The sequence below is a fragment of the Neolewinella marina genome (genome assembly GCF_002631205.1).
GTDB classification, from domain to species: domain Bacteria; phylum Bacteroidota; class Bacteroidia; order Chitinophagales; family Saprospiraceae; genus Neolewinella; species Neolewinella marina.
Genome location: NZ_PDLO01000002.1, coordinates 606,449 through 625,211, shown reverse-complemented (window position 1 = coordinate 625,211; position 18,763 = coordinate 606,449). Strand labels below are relative to the sequence as shown.

Below are 18,763 nucleotides of genomic sequence, written 5' to 3'. Positions count from 1 at the left end.
TTGCCCGATACCCTCTCCCGCATCCGCTACGCCGTTCTGCTGCCGCCCCTGCTGCCGCTGCTCGGCTGTGCCGTGGTGGCCCTGCGGGAGCCGGTGGGCCTGATCGCGGCGGCCCAGGGCGCGAGCGACTGGGTGCTGGCCCACTTCGACTGGCTCTTTTCCTGGTCGTGTACCGCTTACCTGCCCCTGCTGCTGGCCGTCTACCTTTCTCCGCTGGGCCGGACCGTCATCGGTGGGGCCGGAGCCACCCGCCTGCTCACCCCCTGGCGCTGGTTTGCCGTCACGGCCTGTACCACCATTGCTACCGGCATCCTGTTCTGGGGGATTGCCGAGCCGATCTACCACTTCAGTGACCCACCCCCGGCCGGGGAGGAGAATCCGGCCGTATTTGCCCTTTCCACCCTGTTCCTGCACTGGACCCTCACGCCTTACGCCATCTATACGGTGGGCGGACTGTTATTTGCCCTCGGGTTTTACAGTCACGGACAGCCCTTTTCCCTCAGTACCCTGCTGCGGCCGCTGCTGGGGCCCCGGGTACACACCCACGGCGGGGCCATCATCGACGCACTGTGCCTGTTCGCCCTGGTGGCCGGGATGGCCGCGGCCCTGGGCGCGGGGAGTCTGGCATTGAGCGGGGGGCTGTCTGGCTACTTCGGCGGCGGAGCGACGGGTGCCACACCCGGTCGATTGGCCGTGATCATTGGCGTGGTGGTCACCGCCTTCAGCATCTCGGCGGCCACGGGCCTGCAGCGGGGTATCCGGCTCCTTTCCAATTACAACATCATCGGCTTCATGCTGCTGGCGGGTTTCGTCTTTCTCGCGGGCCCTACCCTCGACACCCTCCGGCTGGCGGGCGGGGGGCTGGCCGACTACCTGGCTACCTTCTGGGCGCGGAACCTGGGCTTCGACTCCGGCATCCCCGAAGCCTGGAGCCACGCCTGGACCGGCTTCTACTGGGCCAACTGGTACGCCTGGGCGCCGATCACCGCCCTCTTTCTGGGGCGGCTGGCCCGCGGCTATACGGTGCGGCGCTTCATCGAAGTGAACCTCCTGTTCACCTCCCTCTTCGGGGCGGGATGGATGGTGGCCTTCGGAGGCACGGCCGTGATGATCGATGGGCAGGGTGGGGGCGTGCTCACGACGGCCCTCACCGCCGGTGGGCCGGAGGCGGTGGCCTACGCCCTGCTGGCGGAACTGCCGGGACTAGCCGTAACTGCCCTGCTGTTTCTCCTACTGGTGTTCCTGTCCTACGTGACGGCGGCGGATTCCAACGTGTCGGCGATGAGCGCCCTCTGCATGCGCGATACCGGGCCGGCCTCCGCCGAGGCGCCCCTGGGGATGAAGCTGCTCTGGGGCGCCACGATTGGTCTCACGGCCTGGGTGCTGGTCAGCTACGCGGGGCTGGACGGCATACGCCTCATTTCCACCCTGGGTGGTTTCCCGGCCATGCTGTTGTTCCTGCTGGGAGCGGTGGGCCTGGGGCGACTGGCCTGGAAAAGCTGGCGGGGGGCAACAAACGGAGCGACCAACCGTAAACTATGACATACCTTGAATGCGGATTGCCCGTTTTCCGTACGGCGCTGGCCTGACCCGGCCATCTGCCCTGCTGTAAGTGGACCACTCCACCCCGAATTAACCCAAACCCCACGCTACCGTACCGCCCATGGCCACCCCCCGATATTCCTCCGACGTCGAAGCCGTCGATGCCCTCGCCCAAGCTTACCAAGACCTGCGTACCGAGATCGCCAAGGTGATCGTGGGGCAGCAGGAAGTAGTTAAATCGGTTTTGATTTCCCTGTTCAGCAATGGGCATTCCCTGTTGGTGGGCGTGCCCGGACTGGCCAAGACGCTGCTCGTCTCCACCATTTCCGAGGTGCTGGAACTCGACTTCAAGCGGGTGCAGTTCACTCCCGACCTGATGCCCACTGACATCACGGGCTCGGAGATCCTGAACGACGCGCGCCACTTTGAATTCAATCCCGGGCCACTATTCGCCAACATCGTGCTGGCCGACGAGATCAACCGCACGCCCCCCAAAACCCAGGCCGCCCTGCTGGAAGCGATGCAGGAGCGGTCGGTGACCGTGAGCGGGGTGCGCCACCCCCTGCCGGCCCCCTTCTTCGTATTGGCCACCCAGAACCCCATTGAACAGGAAGGCACCTATCCGCTGCCCGAAGCCCAGCTCGACCGCTTCATGTTCAACATTCCCCTGGATTACCCCTCTTACGAGGAGGAGCTTGCCGTCGTGCGGGGCACCACCGGGGTTACCCGCAACAGCGTACAGCACGTGCTCAGCGGCGCGGACATCCTCTACTTCCAGCAACTGGTCCGCAAGATCCCCGTCAGCGACAACGTACTGGAGTACGCCGTGAAGCTGACCGGCAAAACCCGGCCCAACACCAGCCGGGCCGGCAAGGACGTCAACGAATACATCAGCTGGGGAGCGGGCCCCCGCGCCAGCCAGTACCTGGTCCTGGGCGCCAAGTGCCACGCCGCCATCAACGGGAAGTACAGCCCGGACATCGAGGACGTACAGGCCATCGCCAACTACGTCCTCCGCCACCGCATCGTACGCAACTACAAGGCCGAAGCCGAGGGGGTAACCGAGGAGCAGGTCATCCAGGGCCTGTTCTAGGGTAGCGGCGCTGCCAAACCCCAACCATGCTTCACCTCCCCTTTCTCTACATCCGGCCCAGCCCCCTCGGGGGGCGGGGGGTTTTTACCGCGGAGGCCATCGCGGCGGGCACCGTTGTGGAGCTGGCCCCCGTGGTCGTACTCAGCGCCGAGGACCGGCAAGCCATCCACGCCACGGGGCTGCACGACTACTACTTCGTTTGGGACGGAGAAGGGGCCGCCATTGCCCTGGGGTACGGCTCGCTCTATAACCACTCCACCACCCCGAACCTGGATTTCGAGATGGATTACGACTTCGACCAGATCCGGTTTACGGCCCGGATGCCCATCGCCGCGGGGCAGGAATTGCTCATTGACTACGTGGTTGGTGGGGGGGAAGAGGTGTGGTTCTGAATCGGAGGGAAAGACCCCGCGCATATTGCCCGGAAACAGTCTTGTCAATTATCGAAAGGGAATGCGGGAAATGGGTATCGTTTTGAATTTAATCAAAGATATATGGCGTTTCATTTGATGAACGATAAATCTAATCCAAAATCATTGCGAAACGTTGTATGTTTGGGGTCAATGATTGCATCTTTGCTAATGCAAGGACGAAGCAACGGCGGCGTTCATAATTTGTAAGGTGATGAAATTGGCAGCCATGCCCGCTTGTCTCGCGGGTGGGGAGGTCGGGATAAACCCAGTTCAGCGCTCCGCGTGAGCGATGCTCTCCGGAGCACTGAAACGGGCTAACCGCCCCGTGCAGGTTCGACTCCTGCCCTTACAGCGATAACGTACCCATTATTGGAGAAGCACGATTTTCCAGCGGGTACCATTTTGTAAGGTGATGAAATTGGCAGCCATGCCCGCTTGTCTCGCGGGTGGGGAGGTCGGGATAAACCCTATTCAGCGCTCCGCACGAGTGATGCTCTCCGGAGCACTGAAACGGGCTAACCGCCCCGTGCAGGTTCGACTCCTGCCCTTACAGCGATAACGTACCCCTTTCCGGAGAAGCACGATTTTCCGATGGGTACCATTTTGTAGGGTGATGAAATTGGCAGCCATGCCCGCTTGTCTCGCGGGTGGGGAGGCCGGGATAAACCACCGTCCAGTGCTCCGCGTGAGCGCCGCTCTCCGGAGCGTTGAAAAGTGGCTAACCGCCCCGTGCAGGTTCGACTCCTGCCCCTACAGCTACGCTTTATTCGGGTTTCCCGACATACGAATGGGCGGCCGCGTTGTTTGCATGCCGCAACCCGAAGCCTTGATCTCCATCATAAGCATCCTTTCCCGCATCCGCCTGCGGTGGCGCCGTCTGCGCCGGCCCCTGCCCCCTTCCGTCGTCGCGACGGCCTGGGCGGACCGGGCTTTTCAGTTCCTCGACCTGCTGTTCGTCTTTGACCTTTACGAGGCCGTGAGCAACCGGCTCACCCCGGGGTTGCGGCGACTGAGCCCCCGGGAGAGGATACTGCTGCAGCCGATTTTTGGCGACAGCGTTCCCTACGACCTTATCCGCATCGACGAGCGGGCGCAGCTGGGGCCGCGGCAGTACCGCTTTCTGTACGTCAGTTTTCACACCATAAACTCCTGGGGCCCGATTTCCGAGCCCACCCTGGTGCACGAGGTGGTCCACGTGTGGCAGTACGTCCACCACGGCGCCCTTTACATTCCCCGGGCCCTGGCCGCCCAGCGCACGGCGGCGGGCTACGACTATGGGGGATTGCCCGGTCTGCGGGCGGCCGAATCCCTGCTGTCCTTCAACTACGAGCAAATGGCGGACGTCATCGAGGACGCCTACCGCCTCGCCAACGGTTACCCGGCCCAGTGGCTGGGCGGGCGAACCGCGGAGGCGCTGCCGAACTATTATCGGTTTATGTACGATCTTCGGGTACGCCAGCTGCCGCAACCCTATTGGTAGTCCCGGACGCGCAATCCGGAGCGGCCGACGTTAGTAGGGTCAGGGCGATCCCCGACCCCATTTTTGACCACGATTACTGAGGTATATGCTTTCCATTTGTATTCCCGTCTTCGGGTACGACGCCCGCCCCCTGGTGCGGGAACTGCTGCGGCAGGCAGAGGCCGTAAGCGAATCGCTCGAGATCCTGGTCTACGATGACCACAGCGAGGACCGGTGGCGGGAGCTGAACCGGGAACTGCGGGAAATGCCGCGGGTCCGCTATACCGAGCTACCCCAGAACGTGGGCCGCGCCGAGATCCGCAACCGGATGGTGCGCGCCGCGGCCGGCAACCGGCTGCTGATGCTGGATGTCGACAGCTGGCCCAACCCCGAACTGCTCGTGCGCTACCTCAGCGCCCCGCCCGCGGCCGTGCTGGTGGGCGGTACGACCTACGCCGAAGAGCCGCCGGAGAATCCCGATTACCTCCTGCACTGGCGCTACGGCCGTCACCGGGAAACCGTGGCACCCGCGCGCCGCCGCCAGGGGCAGTACCTGCAGTTCCAGAGCAACAATTTCATGGCCGAGCGGGACGTATTGCTCACCCACCCCTTCCCCCAGGTAAGGGGGTACGGCCACGAGGATACGCTGTGGGGGCAACTGCTGGCGCCCGACGGGATCGAAATCACCTACATCGACAACCCCGTCGACCACCTGGGGCTGGAACCCACGGAAGTCTTCCTGGAAAAACAGCGGCAGGCCATCGAGAACCTCAAGCAGCTGCGCCGGTCGTATCCTACCCTCACCACACGGCTTACGCGGTTCGCGGATCGTTACCCGGTGCTGTCCCAGGTGGCGGAGTACATTCCCGAGCGGGTACTGCTGCGCTATCTGCTGCGTACCCGCAACCTGAAGGCCCTCGACGTGCTGAAACTGAAGTGGTGGATCAGTGCGTGGGTACCCGCCATAAACTATCGGTGAAGTAGCCCCGGGCGTCCTGCAGGTGGCGCAGGCAGGTGAATTGGGCGGCTTCGGCCATGCCCTCGATTTCCCGCAAACTGTACTTCTGGCTGATCTCTACGGCAATCGCCTGCCATGCCCGAAAGGTGAAGGTTTGGTTGAGGGCCCGGATGGTGACCTCCTGGGCACTGGTGGGCAGCAGGTAGCTGCACGCGGCCCCGGTGGCGGGGTTATAGGTTTCCCAGTGCCGCCAGTGGTCGAGGTCAAAATTACCTTCCAGTTCGCGGTTGATGCGGTGGAGGAGGTTGAGGTTGAAGGCGGCCGTGTGGCCCGTCGGGTCGTTGTAGGCGGCCAGGATCACCGCCGGATCCTTTTTTAGGTCGAAACCGGTCAGCAGCAAATCCCCCGCCGCCAGGAACCCGCGGATGCGCTCGAGCATCCGGACGGCCTCGCCGGGATGGAAGTTGCCGATGTTCGCCCCGGGGAACAGTACCAGGCGGCGGCGACTACCCGTAGAGCGGCCCAGACGATCGAGGGCCTCAAAGTAGTCGCCCTGGATGGCCTGGAATTCCAGTTTTGGCCACCGCAGCCCAATGAGATCGCGGACTTCGGCCAGGGCGGCGGCGTTCAGGTCGATGGGGCGGTAGGCGAAGCGGGCCCCGGCCGCCAGGAATTGCTCGATGAGGAGCTGGGTCTTGCTGCCGTCGCCGGCGCCGAGTTCGATCAGGTCGAAGGGGGCGCCGTCCAGTTCCTCCAGCAGGGCGGGGGCGCAGCTACGGTAAATCTCCGCTTCGGCCCCCGTGAGGTAGTACTCCGGGCAACGCATGATCTGCTGGAAGAGCGCATTGCCGCGCTCGTCGTAAAACCACTTGCTGTTGAGGGTGGGTTGGGGTTGGGAGAGGCCCTGGAGTACGTCCTGTCCGAAAGGGGTAAGGGTGGTAGCGGAGGCGGTCATGGGTTAGCGGTCTGTGGCGAGCCGAATGCCGGTGAATTGCCAGCGTTTGTCGGTTTGGAAGAAGTTGCGGTAGGTCGGCCGGATATGACTCAGGGGGGTGGCGCAGCTGCCGCCGCGGAGGACCATCTGGTTGACCATGAATTTTCCATTGTACTCCCCCAGGGCGCCCTCGGGGCGGGGGTAGCGGGGGTAGGGCAGGTAGGCCGAGTTGGTCCACTCCCAGCAGTGACCGAGTAGCTGGTGGTCGTCGGCGTGGCGGGCGGCGGTGGGGTGGTAGCTGCCCCTTTCCACCCAGTTGCCGTCGCGGTCGGGCTGGGGTTCGTACTGCCGGCAGGCCACTTCCCACTCGAATTCGGTGGGCAGCCGCGCCCCGGCCCAGCGGACGTAGGCGTCGGCTTCGTACCAGCTGACGTGGGTGACGGGCAGGTCCGGATCGATGTCCACCAGTCCGCCGTTCAGGGTATACTGCCGCCATGCGTCGCCCTCCGGGTACCAGTACAGCGGGGCTTTCACCTCCAGGGTGCGCGCCCATTCGATGCCCTCCATCTGCCAGAGCTCAAAGCGGGAGTAGCCCCCGTCGCGGATGAACGCCAGGTACTCGCCATTGGTCACCAGGCGGGAGCCGATGCCGAAATCCTGCAGCAGTACATCGTGGCGGCTGAGCTCATTGTCCCAGCAGAAACCACCCCCCGCGTGCCCGATGGAATAGCGTCCTCCGCTTACCGGGAGGAAGCGGTGGGCAACGGGTGGGGGGCTTTCTGCTTCCCGGGGTTGGTAGATGGGGTACAGGGGGTTGCTGCCGAGGATGTACTTGATGTCGGTCAGGAGCAGTTCCTGGTGCTGCTGCTCGTGGTGAAGGCCGAGTTCGGTGAGGGTGTGGACGGTTTCGTTGCCCTCCTGCAGCAGTTTGCGCATGGCCGTATCCACGTGCCGCCGGTATTCCAGGATCACCTCCAGGCCCGGGCGGGTCATGTTGCCGCGTTGGCTGCGGAGGATGCGGGGTCCCTGGCTCTCGTAGTAGCTGTTGAAGAACCAGTTCAGCCGCTCGTCGAACCGCCGGTAGCCGGGGAGGTGGTCGGCCAGGATGAAGTTCTCGAAGAACCAGGTGGAATGGCCGAGGTGCCACTTGGGCGGACTGACGTCGGGGGCGGGCTGTACCGTGTAGTCTTCGGCGGTCAGGGGTTCACACAGGCGGACCGACTGCCGGCGGACGCGGTCGAAGTGGGGGAGGATACTGGGGCTGCTGGCTACTGTCACGGATATTGGTTATTGCTCCTTCACCTCCACCCCTTTCCAGAACGCAAGGTGGCCTTTGATGTGTTCGGCGCGGGGGTAGGGCTCCGGATAGTACCAGGCCGCGTCGGGGTTGGTCTGCCCGTCGACCGACAGGTGATAATATTTGCAGTCGCCTTTCCAGCCGCAGAAGGTGGTGGTCTCGCTGGCTTTGAAGTACTCGGGACGAATGCTTTCGGGGGGGAAGTAGTGGTTGCCTTCCACCACTACGGTGCGGTCGCTTTGGGCCAGCAGTTGGCCCTTCCAGGTTGCTTGCATCATGATCGGTCTGCTCGGAGGTCATGTAACCCGACCTTGGGCGCGGGGGTTTGGCCCGGCGGTGGCTTATCTTGTCGCCATGCAGCAACCCGCCGTGATCGTAATGGTCAAGAACCCCATTCCCGGAAAAACCAAGACCCGCCTGGCCCAGGACGTGGGCAACGACATGGCCCTAGAAATGTACGGCATCCTCTGTCGGCACACCCGCGATCAGCTGCTGGCCCTCGAGGGGGTGACGCGCTACCTCCACTATTCCGACCACGTAGCGGTGGACGACGACTGGCCCAACCGCGCCTTCATCAAGCTGGTGCAGGTGGGGCAGGGACTGGGCGAGCGCATGGCCGCGGCCTTCGACCACGCCTTCGTGCGGGGGCACGAGCGGGTCATCATCATCGGCAGCGATTGTCCGGGGCTGACGGCCAATATCCTGCGCCAGGCTTTGTCCGAACTGGAGCGCCACGCCCTGGTGGTCGGTCCGGCCAACGACGGGGGGTACTACCTGTTGGGGATGCGGCATCCGCATCCGGAACTGTTCGCTGATATGGAGTGGAGTACCTCGGCAGTGCTCGATGAGACCCTGGCGCGGGCGCAGGTGCAAGGTCTCCCGGTGGCCCGCCTCCCGGTACTTTCCGACGTCGACCACCTGGAGGATTGGTTGGGCTACGGCTGGCCCCTGCCCGAAGGGCTGGAGGAGGAATAGGCGATTTGTACGCTACAGCCGGTTGACCCGGGCGCGCAGGCAGTGGTCGGCCAGGACCAGGGCGGCCATGGCGTCCACGATGGGCACCGCCCGGGGCAGTACGCAGGGGTCGTGGCGGCCCTTGCCGACGACGGTCACCGATTCACCGGCCTCATTCACGCTTTCCTGGTCGGAAATGATGGTGGCCACCGGTTTGAAGGCCGCCCGGAAATAGATGTCCTCCCCGTTGGAAATGCCTCCCTGGATGCCCCCGCTGCGGTTGGTGCGGGTGCGCACCCGGTCGTCGGCGTCGGTATAGAAGGCATCGTTGTGGGCGCTGCCGCGCAGGGTCACCCCGGCGAAACCGCTGCCATACTCGAATCCCTTGCAGGCGTTGATGCTCAGGATGGCTTTGCCGAGATCGGCGTGCAGCTTGTCGAAAACGGGCTCGCCCCAGCCGGGGGGTACCCCGCTGATTACGCACTTGACCACGCCGCCGATGGTGTCACCCGCCTTGCGGACGGCCAGGATTTCCTCCTCCATCCGTGCCGCGGCTTCGGGGTCGGGGCAGCGTACGTCGTTGGAGTCGATGAGCGACAGGTCCAGTTCTTCGTGTTCCTTGCCGGTGCGGATGTCGCCGACCTGGTCGACGTAGCTCCGGATCTTGATGCCAAAACCCGCCAGCAGTTGCTGGGCTACGGCGCCGGCCGCTACGCGGGCGGCGGTTTCCCGGGCCGAGGAGCGGCCGCCCCCCCGGTAGTCGCGGTGGCCATACTTGGCAGCGAAGGTATAGTCGGCGTGGCTCGGCCGGTACTTGTCGTAGATGTGACTGTAGTCCTTGCTGCGCTGGTCCTGGTTGTAGATCACCATTCCGATCGGGGTACCGGTGGTCTTGCCCTCGAAGGTACCTGAGAGCAGTTCCACGCCGTCGCCCTCCTTGCGTTGGGTGACGATCCGGCTTTGGCCGGGGCGGCGGCGGGCCATTTCCCTCTGGATGGCCTCTACGTCGAGGGACAGTCCGGCCGGGCAGCCGTCGATGGTTACCCCCAGGCCAACGCCGTGGCTTTCTCCGAAGGTGGTGACGCGAAACAGGGTACCGTGGGTGTTGCCGGACATGAGGAGCGCAGGATCTGGGGCGGGGGTTCAGGAAGGGCCGCTAAGGTAATCGATTAGGCTTTCAGCCGGCGCTTAAGCGCGGCGGGTAATACGGTAGCCAACGCCAGCCGCAGCCGCTCGAGGTTGCGGAATCCCAGATAGGGGTAAAGCCGGGTATAGCGGCCCACCAGTTCGTAGGGGCGGTCGATGGCCCATTTTGCCGCCGGGCCAAAATGGATGCGATAGGCGACCGTTGCCGCATCGAGATCATAGGTGGCCAGGATGCGGATGGCGCGCAGTAGTGCTCCGAGGAAGAAAGGCGCGTTTTGCTGGAAATAATCCGGCCGGTTGCTGCTGAGGAAATTAATGGTCTCCACGATCAGATCAACAGCTTGGGAGGTTTGGAGGGCCTTGTTGTTGTTGGTTACCCGATGCTCTCCAGCGTGGTGGCGGTAACAGCTACGCACAACCGGATCAATGACGTAGTTGGTCCCCGCCTTTAGCAGCCGAAGGTGCAGATTGGGGTCGTCATAATACGGAGTAGCTTCATTCCAGTTGTTGACCCGGGCCAGGGCCTCACGGCGGTACAGGTTGGCGTTGGTGTTGCCGACGCGGTGGTTCATCACCAAACCGCGAAAAGGGTCCGGATCGGGGATGGATGTGTCGGTCGATCCGTCGGGCCATAAGTTATAGTAGGCTCCAATGACCCACTGGGTTCCTTGATCGACCATTTTAAGTTGGGCGGCTATTTTATCCTCTTCTAAGAAGTCATCAGCGTCTAGAAACTGGACCCACTGTCCCGAAGCGACCGCAAGACCGACATTTCTCGCTGCAGGAGCCCCTTGTTTGTCAGCTGTCAATAGGCGGACGTGATTAGGGAATCGATCCCGAAAATGATGTAGAATATCAGGACTTCTGTCCGTGGAATTATTATCAACCAAAAGGAGTTCCCATCCCCCCGGCACTTGTGACCCTGCCCGAATCGCCGACTCTATTGCTTCGCATAAATAGTTCTCGGCATTGTAAACAGGGATGATTACGGATAGGTCCATAGTCTAGAGAGTTTGCACTGTTATTGGTGCGAAGCTTACCTTTAACCGATGCAATTAACGGTGATTATCTGCACTTACGCTCGTGAGAGTCTATTGGAAAACAGTTTAAAGACTTTGTGTAAACAGACGATTGACCGGTCCCACTATGGTATTGTGGTCGTTGATAATGCGTGTCGCCCGGAAACCCAACAAGTGGTAGAAAAGTACGGAGCGCAGTACGTAATGGAACCTAAGATTGGGCATAGTGTAGCGCGGAACCGTGGAATGCAAGTTACGCGAAGCCCCTGGGCACTTTATCTTGATGATGACATTCAAGCTCCGGTAGATCTAATTGAAAAGTTCCTGGCTAGGATAGTCACTGCACACTACGCCGCCTTGGGGGGTGAGGTGCGCCACTGGTTTTTAACTACCCCACCTAGGTGGCTCGTCCGATACTATAATAAACCTTACCGGCCTGTTGGTCAGACTGAGTATGGGGAACTAAAAGGTGAAGAATATCTTATCGGATGTTTGATCGCGGTTCGGAAATCAGCATGGGAGGCTGTAGGAGGATTTTCAGATAGCGTAGGCATGCATGGAAAGGAGGTAGGTCGTGGAGATGAGGATGAATTTCAACTCCGATTACGGGCAGCAAACTACAAGATTTATTATGACCCTGAGATCTATATTGACCATTTAGTCCAACCCTATAAATATACGCTAAAGGGTCAACTCCAGTTAGCGTATGCATCAGGCCGGGATGGAATAGGGATGCGCGGTAATCATGTTTTGAGCTTGTGGGAATTGTTCCTTCGCCTGGCTTTAATTACTGGTTACAGTGTGCCTTTTAATGTAGCAAGGGTTCTATTTAAACCGGGCTATTACTGGCAGAACGGGATAGTGGATTGCCTTACAAAATATTATTTCGCGTGGGGAGAATTTTTCCCCCACAGGTACAGCAAACGCTAGACATGAAAACCGCCGTCTTCCCCGGATCCTTCGACCCCATTACCCGTGGCCACGTAGAGCTCGTCAAACGGGCCGTACCCCTGTTCGACCGGATCGTGGTGGCCGTCGGTACCAATAGTCAAAAACAGACACTGTTTGATCTGGAGCAGCGCATGGCGTGGTTGCGGGAGGTTTTCGCCGACGAATCGAAGGTAAGCGTGGACAGCTTCGAAGGACTTACCGCCCATTACTGTAGCAAGATCGGAGCCCGCTACCTGCTGAGGGGGCTCCGCAACGCCAGTGACTTCGATTACGAAAAGACCATCTCTCAGCTGAACGAGATCGTGGGGGAGGGGCTGGAGACGATCTTTCTAATCAGCCAGCCGGCCTACAGCCACATCAGTTCCACCATCGTACGGGAAATCATCAAGGGCGGCGGTAATGCCCGGCCTTTCCTTCCGGAAGAGTTACAGCTTCCGGCGCGCTACGATACTACGACCTAGCGTCACCTCGTCGGCGTATTCGAGCTCACCGCCGAAGCTTACCCCCCGGGCGATGCTGCTGATCTGCACCTCGGCCTCCGCGAGCTGCTTGTTCAGGTAGAAGATGGTGGTGTCGCCCTCGATGGTCGGACTGATGGCCATGATGACCTCCTCCACCTCGCCGTCCCGGGCCCGGCTGATGAGGGTGTCGATGTTCAGGTCGGCCGGCCCCACGCCTTCAATGGGGGAAATTACCCCGCCCAGCACGTGGTAAACGCCCCGGTACTGCTGGGTTTCCTCGATGGCCATCACGTCACGGATGCTCTCCACTACGCAGATGATCGACCGGTCGCGGCGCTGGTCGCGGCAGATGCTGCAGGTGGTCTGGTCGCTGAGGTTGCCGCAGGTGATGCAGTGCTGGATATTTTCCCGCATGCGGGCCACGGCGTGGGCCAGCTGGACACTGTCCTCGGTGGGGCGTTGTACCAGGTCGAGGACGAGCCGCAGGGCCGTTTTCTTGCCGATTCCCGGCAGGGAGGCAAAGGCATTGACGGCGTCTTCAATGAGGCGGGAGGAAAATTGCATGCAGAAAAGTGATCTAGAAGGGTAGAAGCGGTAGGTTAGGGGCGTAAAGAGAAGCAGGGCCCGGGGAAAAAACAATCGGTGAGACAATGAGTTTGTTTATCCCGGGAATAGGCCGCAAATTTGCCGCTCCCCGACAACGACCTAAAATAAAGAGATTATGGCTGAGGTGATACGCATGCCCCGGATGAGTGATACCATGGAAGAAGGCAACATCGTAGCCTGGCTCGTGGAAGAAGGTGACGCCGTGGAACCCGGCCAGACGCTCGCCGAGGTGGAAACCGATAAGGCCACCATGGAGCTGGATTCCTTCTTCGAGGGAACCTTGCTCCACATCGCCGTAAAGGAAGGTGCCGTGCCCATCGACGGCGTCATCGCCGTAATCGGAGAGGAGGGTGAAGACTGGAAGGCCGCCATCGAAGGCGCCGGCAACGGTTCCAGCGGAGAAGCTGCTTCCGGACCGTCGGATTCCGCCGAAAGCGACAACACCGCTCCCGCCGAGGCCGCCCCGGCGACCCCCGGTCGGACCACCACCGACGAACAAGGCGGCGACGACCGCCTGAAGGCCAGCCCCCTGGCCCGCGCCATGGCCAAGGAGGCCGGCATCGACCTCAAGGGCATCAGCGGCACCGGTGAAGGAGGCCGCATCGTGAAGCGCGACGTGGAGGAAGCCCGGACGGCACCCGCGCCCGCCGCCCAGCCCCAAACGGCCCAGCCCGCCCCCGCCCCCGCCCAGCAGCCCAGCCCCAACGTGACCGTGGAGCAACCCGCCGCCAAGGTGCCCGGATTCTCCTTCGGCGGTGGAGAGGCCAACTTCGAACAGACCACCGTCAGCCAGATGCGCAAGGTGATCGCCCGCCGCCTGGGCGAATCGAAGTTCACCGCCCCCCACTTCTACGTGACCGTAGAGATCGAAATGAGCAAGGTCTGGGAGCTGCGCAAGCGCATCAACGAGGTTGCCCCGGTGAAGATCAGCTTCAACGACCTGGTCGTCAAGGCCTGCGCCGTCAACCTGCCCAAGCACCCGGCCATCAACTCCAGCTGGCAGGGCGACCACATCCGCGTGAACAAGGACGTGAACATCGGCGTCGCCGTAGCCATTCCCGACGGACTGCTGGTCCCCGTGATCCGCTACGCCAACATGAAGTCGCTGAGCCAGATCAACACCGAAGTGAAGGAGCTGGCCGGCCGCGCCAAGAACAAGAAACTGTCGCAGGACGAGATGACGGGTAACACCTTCACCATCTCCAACCTGGGCATGTTCGGTATCGAGGAATTCACCGCCATCATCAACCCGCCCGACGCCTGTATCCTGGCCGTTGGCGGCATCAACGACAAGCCCGTCGTCCGCGACGGTGAGGTAGTTCCCGGCAAGATCATGAAGGTGACGTTGAGCAGCGACCACCGCGTGGTTGACGGAGCTTCCGCCGCCGGATTCCTTAACGACGTGAAAGCTACCCTGGAAGACCCCATCCGCCTGATGGTGTGAGGGGCTGACCGCCGTGCCGGTGGTCTACCCTAGCGTACCTGAACCTTAACCGCCAGTTGCCGCTGGTGGCTACGCACCCGTAGCAGATAGACACCCGGAGCAAGTCCCGCGGTGGATATCCGCTGCGGGTGCCCTGCTTTCGGGGGGTAGGTGGCCACCCGTTGCCCGAGCGCGTTGTACAGCTCAAGGTCAAGGGGAGTTTCGGTTTCTGCCGTCACTACGGTTAGGGGTGAGCCGGCTGCCACGGGATTGGGGTAGACGGCCAGTAAGTTTTTCCCCTCCTCCGGATCGGTAGTGGGCGTAGCGTCTCCCCGGAAAAGTTTATCGGCCCGCTCGTAAGCGTCGCGACCGACCAGGCGACCGATGCGCCGCCCCGGAATGTCATCGGCCGGAGGGTGGATGCCGCCCCAGATCCGACTCAGGCTGGTTTCCGCCGCCGCGTCCTGGTAGGTGGCCCACTGGAGTACGATGTCTTCGCTGGGGCCTTCCTCGAATACCAGAAATTCATTCTTGCGCGCCACGAATTCACCCACTCCGCCGGGAAAATAGGGGGTGCCCGTCAGGGCGGTCAGCACGGTGGCGGCCGCGGCGCTGAAGGTGGAGTGGCCGGATACGTAGCCCGCGAAGTTGGGGGTCACGAAGTTGGGCCGCTGATAGGGCTCCCAGACCGATGGATTGATCCAGTCGACCCCCGCCGCTTCGATGTCGGCGTCGTCGATGAAGGAATTGCCGATCCAGGCACGGGCCTTCACGGTCATCAGGGCGGTACTGTTCACCACCTCCTGCCCGCTTTCGACCAGCTCGATGAAGCCGGGGTCGAGACGAATGCCCCCGGGGTGGTAGAAGCGGTGGTCTTCCACGGTGGCCTGTCCGCGGCTGGCCAGGAAGCGGATGGCGCTGATCGGGCGGATGTAGTCGTATTTCCCCTTGATGCTCCAGGCCGTGATGGCGGCGTCGTGCATGGCGCCGCCGAGGGTGAGGTAGGCCTTGACGTCGTATTCCAGGGTAGGCAGTTCTTCCCCTTCCCCCCAGAGGCGGCGACTGAACTCGGGGTGATCCATCACCTGATTGAAAATGGTGAACCAGTGGCCGGGCGGGGTCTCCGAATCGGGGCCGTCGGCCCAGAATTCGGCCAGCACCCTGGTGTAGTCGCCCCGCAGCACGAAATTGTCGGGATAGGGTTCCCCGGTGGCGGGGTTTACCGGGTGGCCCGCCCCCGGCTGCCCCCCGGCGTGCTCGTCGTAGAAGGCCCGGTATTCGGCGGCGGTTTCCGGGAGGTCGTCAGAAGCGTTTCCGCGCGCTCCGGGAGAAATGTTCCAGCGGACACTATCCGCGGGGTCGAGGTGGCTGGACCACTTCAGCACCGTCTCGAAGTTCCAGCGGTAGAGGTTGAGGGCGGCGGTATCGGTGGGGTCGTAGTAGGGCGGCGGACCGGGGTCGTGGTACACCGGATTGTTGCCGTAAATCGGCCGGCTGGCGGAGGGTAGGGTCCGGGCCGCGGCGGGGATGGCGAAGGGGGTGACCCGGCCCCAGCTGGCCCCGAGAAAGCCGGGGATGTTGCCGATGGGATTGCCCGACTGGTCGACCACCGTGCCGGGAAAAGCCAGGGGCTGCCAGTGGTTGGGGTCTTCCAGGGTCAGGATGCTGAAGGGGCGGTCGAGGAACAGCGGGGGATTTACGGGGTCGGGGTAGCCGGCATTGGCGTAATCCAATGCCTCGTTTGCCCCGTCGGTCATCCCGTGGGCAATGATGCGGGCGGCGACGTGGTTGCCCAGGGCGGCGGGTCGCGCCCCGTCGGTGTAGTCGGCGGAGGTGTAGGTGGGGTCGTAGCCCAGGCGCTGCATCAGTCGGTCGGCGGCCAGGCGGATGGTATCGTAGCCGGGCGCCCTGGTGTAACGGTGCAACAGCAGCCGGTAGGCCGCGTAACTGAGGGCTTCCTCCGTGGCTGCGTGGGCATTGGGGTAGGGGGGCAGCCCGGAGGAGTCGAGGCGCACCAGAACCGGCGTTCCGCGGCGGTTAACGGTAGCCCAAACATCGTACATGGCCGCCGCGCCGTGGTAGAGGTTGCGGGCGTGGACCACCGGGCGGGCAAAGTCGTGGCGGATGGCCAGGAGGTACACCTCATTCCACTGCCGGGCTACGGAAGGTTCGGACTGAGCAGTCAGGCCGCAACTCAGCGCAAAAGATAAAATCAGGCAGCAAAGGCGCATCAAGACAAGGTTCGTGTACCGGTGTAAAGGTAACGACAGGGGGCGGGGCGGCGGGGCGCGGGTGCCGTGAATAATGGTCGGGTAGTAGGCACCGTGGGCGGGAAACATCCCTTCGGGCCATCTGTTAATAAGGCCTACAACCATCGCCAATGCCCATTCTCTGGATCAGCTTTGCCATTTTCGTGGCATTGCTACTTTTCCTGGACCTGTTTGTTCTCAACGCCAAGGACCACGTACCCCGTACCCGGGAAGCCCTGGCCCAAACGGCAATCTGGATGTCGATCGGCCTGGCGTTCAGCGGGGTGATCTACCTCGCCTACGACAATGGGTGGGTGACTTCCGACCAGCTTCCCCGCACCGCCATGATCAACTACCTTACCGGTTACCTGGTGGAGTTGTCGCTGAGCATGGACAACGTCTTCGTAATTGCGGTCATCTTCGGCTATTTCCGGGTGCCAGCCAAGTATCAGCACCGGGTGCTCTTCTGGGGTATCCTCGGCGCGGTGTTCTTCCGCCTGGCCATGATTCTGGCCGGAGTATATCTGCTGGAGCAGTTCGACTGGATGTTCTACGTCTTCGGCGTGTTGTTGCTGTACAGTGCCTACAAGATGGTGGGCAAGGGCGATGAGGTACATCCGGCGGAAAACCCCGTAATCCAGGTCGTCAAGCGGGTAGTGCCCGTTACCCACGAGTACCACGGCCACGATTTCTGGATCCGCCTGCACGGCAAGCTCCACGCGACCCCCCTGTTCGTCGCCCTGGTGATGGTGGAAACCACCGACATCATTTTTGCCGTCGACTCCATCCCGGCCATTCTGGGTATCACGACCGACTCCTTCATCGTCTTCTCCTCCAATATTCTGGCCGTACTCGGACTACGGGCCCTCTACTTCGTCCTTTCCTCGATGATCGACAAGTTCGGCCTGCTCAAGTACAGCCTCGCCCTCATTCTCACCTTTGTCGGCATCAAGCTGATGCTCCACGAGGTGTGGCATCCGGCGGAGTGGGTCAGCCTGACGGTAATTTTCGTTACCCTGACGGGGGGCATCCTGCTCTCGCTGCTGCGCAAGGCACCCACTCCCCATCCCCCCGATCCCACGGAGATCCGCGAACCCACCGAAGTACCGGATATCTAGGCCTGGCTCAGCTCAGGCTGTCGTAGAACCACTGTTCCGTAATCTCATTCCAGGGTTTGGCCTGCTGCCGGAACCGCTGGATGGAATCGTACACCTCGCCGGTAATGGCGTCAGTGGCGGCGTATTCCTCCATGACCTCCGCCGCGGCCCGGCGGGCCCGGTCGAGTACTTCCGGGGGGTAGGGGCGGATGGAGAGCGTTGGGACCTGCTGTAGCCTGGCCAGGTATTCGGCGTTCTTCGACTCGAAGGCCGAGAGCGTATACAAATTGATGTAGTGGGTGGCCACCTCAAAGATGCGCTGGAGGTCGGCCGGCAGGGATTCGTACTTATCGCGGTTCACGAAGAACTCAAAACTCGTTCCCGGCTCGTGCCAGCCGGGATAGTAGTAGTAACGGGCGATTTCGTGGAACCCCATCACGTAATCGTGGTAGGGACCTACCCATTCGGTGGCGTCGAGGATGCCGCGTTCCAGTCCGGTGTAGATCTCACCCCCCGGCAGAAGCACCGGCGTTCCGCCCAGCCGTTCCAGGACGCGACCGCCGAGTCCGGGCATGCGCATCTTGAGTCCCCGGAAGTCGGCAATGCCCCGGATTTCCCGGTTGAACCATCCGCCCATCTGTACGCCGGTGTTGCCCCCGGCGAAGGGAACCAGCCCAACGTCGGCGTACAGCTTCCGCCACAATTCCATGCCGCCGCCGGCGATCAGCCAGGCGTTCATCTGCTGGGCATTTAAGCCGAAAGGAAAGCCCGCGAAGAACTGTGCGGCCGGAAGCTTACCGGCCCAGTAGTAGGCCGCGCCGCTGCCCACCTCCGCAGCCCCCTGACGCACGGCGTCGAAGGCCTCCAGGGCAGGGACGAGCTCACCGCCGCCGTAGACGGTGATGTTGAGGCGGCCGCCGGACATCTCGCGGCACAGGTCGGCCAGCATCTGGCACCCTTCTCCGAGGATCGGAAAGCCGGGGGGCCAGGTGGTGACCATCTTCCAGTTGTATTGCTCACCGCTAACGGTGGCGGTGGCCGTCTGGGCCTGTCCCCGGCCGCCGAGCAGCCGCAGGGCCACCGGTAAACCAATGGTGCCGGCGGCCACACCCTTGAGTACTGATCTGCGGTTCATGGAGGTTAAGGTACGGTGCCCCAGGG

The 18,763-nt window shown here is 62.3% G+C and carries 18 protein-coding genes; 10 read left to right on the top strand and 8 right to left on the bottom strand.

The features are described 5' to 3' along the window. From CGL56_RS08040 to CGL56_RS08020, 5 genes are all read left to right on the top strand, one after another. Complete coding sequence (locus CGL56_RS08040; protein WP_099106007.1) at nt 1–1,542, top strand: BCCT family transporter; 1,542 nt, start codon at nt 1–3, stop codon at nt 1,540–1,542. 121 nt (nt 1,543–1,663) lie between these two features. After that, entirely contained in the window at nt 1,664–2,635 is a 972-nt protein-coding gene (locus CGL56_RS08035; RefSeq protein ID WP_099106006.1) for an AAA family ATPase, read from the top strand. Nucleotides 2,636–2,661: 26 nt separating this feature from the next. Beyond that, nucleotides 2,662–3,027, top strand: a complete 366-nt coding sequence (locus CGL56_RS08030; RefSeq protein ID WP_099106005.1) for an SET domain-containing protein — start codon at nt 2,662–2,664, stop codon at nt 3,025–3,027. A gap of 847 nt (nt 3,028–3,874) precedes the next feature. Then, complete coding sequence (locus CGL56_RS08025; RefSeq protein WP_143470661.1) at nt 3,875–4,528, top strand: hypothetical protein; 654 nt, start codon at nt 3,875–3,877, stop codon at nt 4,526–4,528. An 85-nt stretch (nt 4,529–4,613) separates the two neighbouring features. Beyond that, complete coding sequence (locus CGL56_RS08020) at nt 4,614–5,486, top strand: glycosyltransferase family 2 protein (RefSeq protein ID WP_099106003.1); 873 nt, start codon at nt 4,614–4,616, stop codon at nt 5,484–5,486. Here CGL56_RS08020 and CGL56_RS08015 read toward each other — a convergent pair. From CGL56_RS08015 to CGL56_RS08005, 3 genes are read right to left on the bottom strand one after another with little or no spacing between them, the layout of a single operon-like run. Continuing rightward, the gene (locus CGL56_RS08015; protein WP_099106002.1) at nt 5,452–6,420 is read right to left on the bottom strand and encodes an L-histidine N(alpha)-methyltransferase; all 969 of its coding nucleotides are present in this window, start codon (nt 6,418–6,420) and stop codon (nt 5,452–5,454) included. The two genes, CGL56_RS08020 and CGL56_RS08015, sit on opposite strands and share 35 nt — an antisense overlap. 3 nt (nt 6,421–6,423) lie before the next feature. Beyond that, entirely contained in the window at nt 6,424–7,677 is a 1,254-nt protein-coding gene (gene egtB / locus CGL56_RS08010) for an ergothioneine biosynthesis protein EgtB (RefSeq protein ID WP_099106001.1), read from the bottom strand. Between the two features lie 9 nt (nt 7,678–7,686). Then, nucleotides 7,687–7,974, bottom strand: a complete 288-nt coding sequence (locus tag CGL56_RS08005; RefSeq protein WP_099106000.1) for a DUF427 domain-containing protein — start codon at nt 7,972–7,974, stop codon at nt 7,687–7,689. A 76-nt stretch (nt 7,975–8,050) separates the two neighbouring features. Between CGL56_RS08005 and CGL56_RS08000 the strand changes: the two genes are divergently transcribed. Continuing rightward, entirely contained in the window at nt 8,051–8,671 is a 621-nt protein-coding gene (locus tag CGL56_RS08000) for a TIGR04282 family arsenosugar biosynthesis glycosyltransferase (RefSeq protein WP_167641597.1), read from the top strand. Nucleotides 8,672–8,683: 12 nt separating this feature from the next. On the opposite strand, the gene aroC is transcribed toward CGL56_RS08000, so the two are convergent. Both aroC and CGL56_RS07990 read right to left on the bottom strand, forming a co-directional pair. Then, entirely contained in the window at nt 8,684–9,766 is a 1,083-nt protein-coding gene (aroC, locus tag CGL56_RS07995; RefSeq protein ID WP_099105998.1) for a chorismate synthase, read from the bottom strand. Between the two features lie 53 nt (nt 9,767–9,819). Beyond that, nucleotides 9,820–10,797, bottom strand: a complete 978-nt coding sequence (locus CGL56_RS07990; RefSeq protein ID WP_099105997.1) for a glycosyltransferase family 2 protein — start codon at nt 10,795–10,797, stop codon at nt 9,820–9,822. Between the two features lie 48 nt (nt 10,798–10,845). Between CGL56_RS07990 and CGL56_RS07985 the strand changes: the two genes are divergently transcribed. After that, nucleotides 10,846–11,745: a glycosyltransferase family 2 protein gene (locus CGL56_RS07985; protein ID WP_099105996.1), complete on the top strand. Its 900-nt coding sequence runs from the start codon at nt 10,846–10,848 to the stop codon at nt 11,743–11,745. 2 nt (nt 11,746–11,747) lie between these two features. Next, a complete protein-coding gene (coaD, locus tag CGL56_RS07980) occupies nt 11,748–12,227 on the top strand; it encodes a pantetheine-phosphate adenylyltransferase (RefSeq protein WP_099105995.1) in 480 nt (159 codons plus the stop codon). Here coaD and recR read toward each other — a convergent pair. After that, nucleotides 12,192–12,791 carry a recombination mediator RecR gene (gene recR / locus CGL56_RS07975; RefSeq protein WP_099105994.1) on the bottom strand — a complete coding sequence of 200 codons (600 nt, stop codon included), beginning with the start codon at nt 12,789–12,791 and terminating at the stop codon, nt 12,192–12,194. The two genes, coaD and recR, sit on opposite strands and share 36 nt — an antisense overlap. Nucleotides 12,792–12,948: 157 nt before the next feature. Here recR and CGL56_RS07970 point away from each other — a divergent pair, with 157 nt between their 5' ends. Next, nucleotides 12,949–14,277 carry a pyruvate dehydrogenase complex dihydrolipoamide acetyltransferase gene (locus CGL56_RS07970; protein WP_099105993.1) on the top strand — a complete coding sequence of 443 codons (1,329 nt, stop codon included), beginning with the start codon at nt 12,949–12,951 and terminating at the stop codon, nt 14,275–14,277. A gap of 29 nt (nt 14,278–14,306) precedes the next feature. On the opposite strand, the gene CGL56_RS07965 is transcribed toward CGL56_RS07970, so the two are convergent. Next, nucleotides 14,307–16,487, bottom strand: coding sequence for a T9SS type A sorting domain-containing protein (locus tag CGL56_RS07965; RefSeq protein WP_167641598.1), 2,181 nt, complete (start codon nt 16,485–16,487; stop codon nt 14,307–14,309). Nucleotides 16,488–16,636: 149 nt separating this feature from the next. On the opposite strand from CGL56_RS07965, the gene CGL56_RS07960 reads away from it, so the two are divergent. After that, nucleotides 16,637–17,623, top strand: a complete 987-nt coding sequence (locus tag CGL56_RS07960) for a TerC family protein (protein ID WP_099105991.1) — start codon at nt 16,637–16,639, stop codon at nt 17,621–17,623. 7 nt (nt 17,624–17,630) lie between these two features. Here the strand turns inward: CGL56_RS07960 and CGL56_RS07955 are convergent, their stop codons facing one another. Continuing rightward, a complete protein-coding gene (locus CGL56_RS07955; protein WP_099105990.1) occupies nt 17,631–18,737 on the bottom strand; it encodes a TRAP transporter substrate-binding protein in 1,107 nt (368 codons plus the stop codon). Between the last annotated feature and the right edge of the window lie 26 nt (nt 18,738–18,763).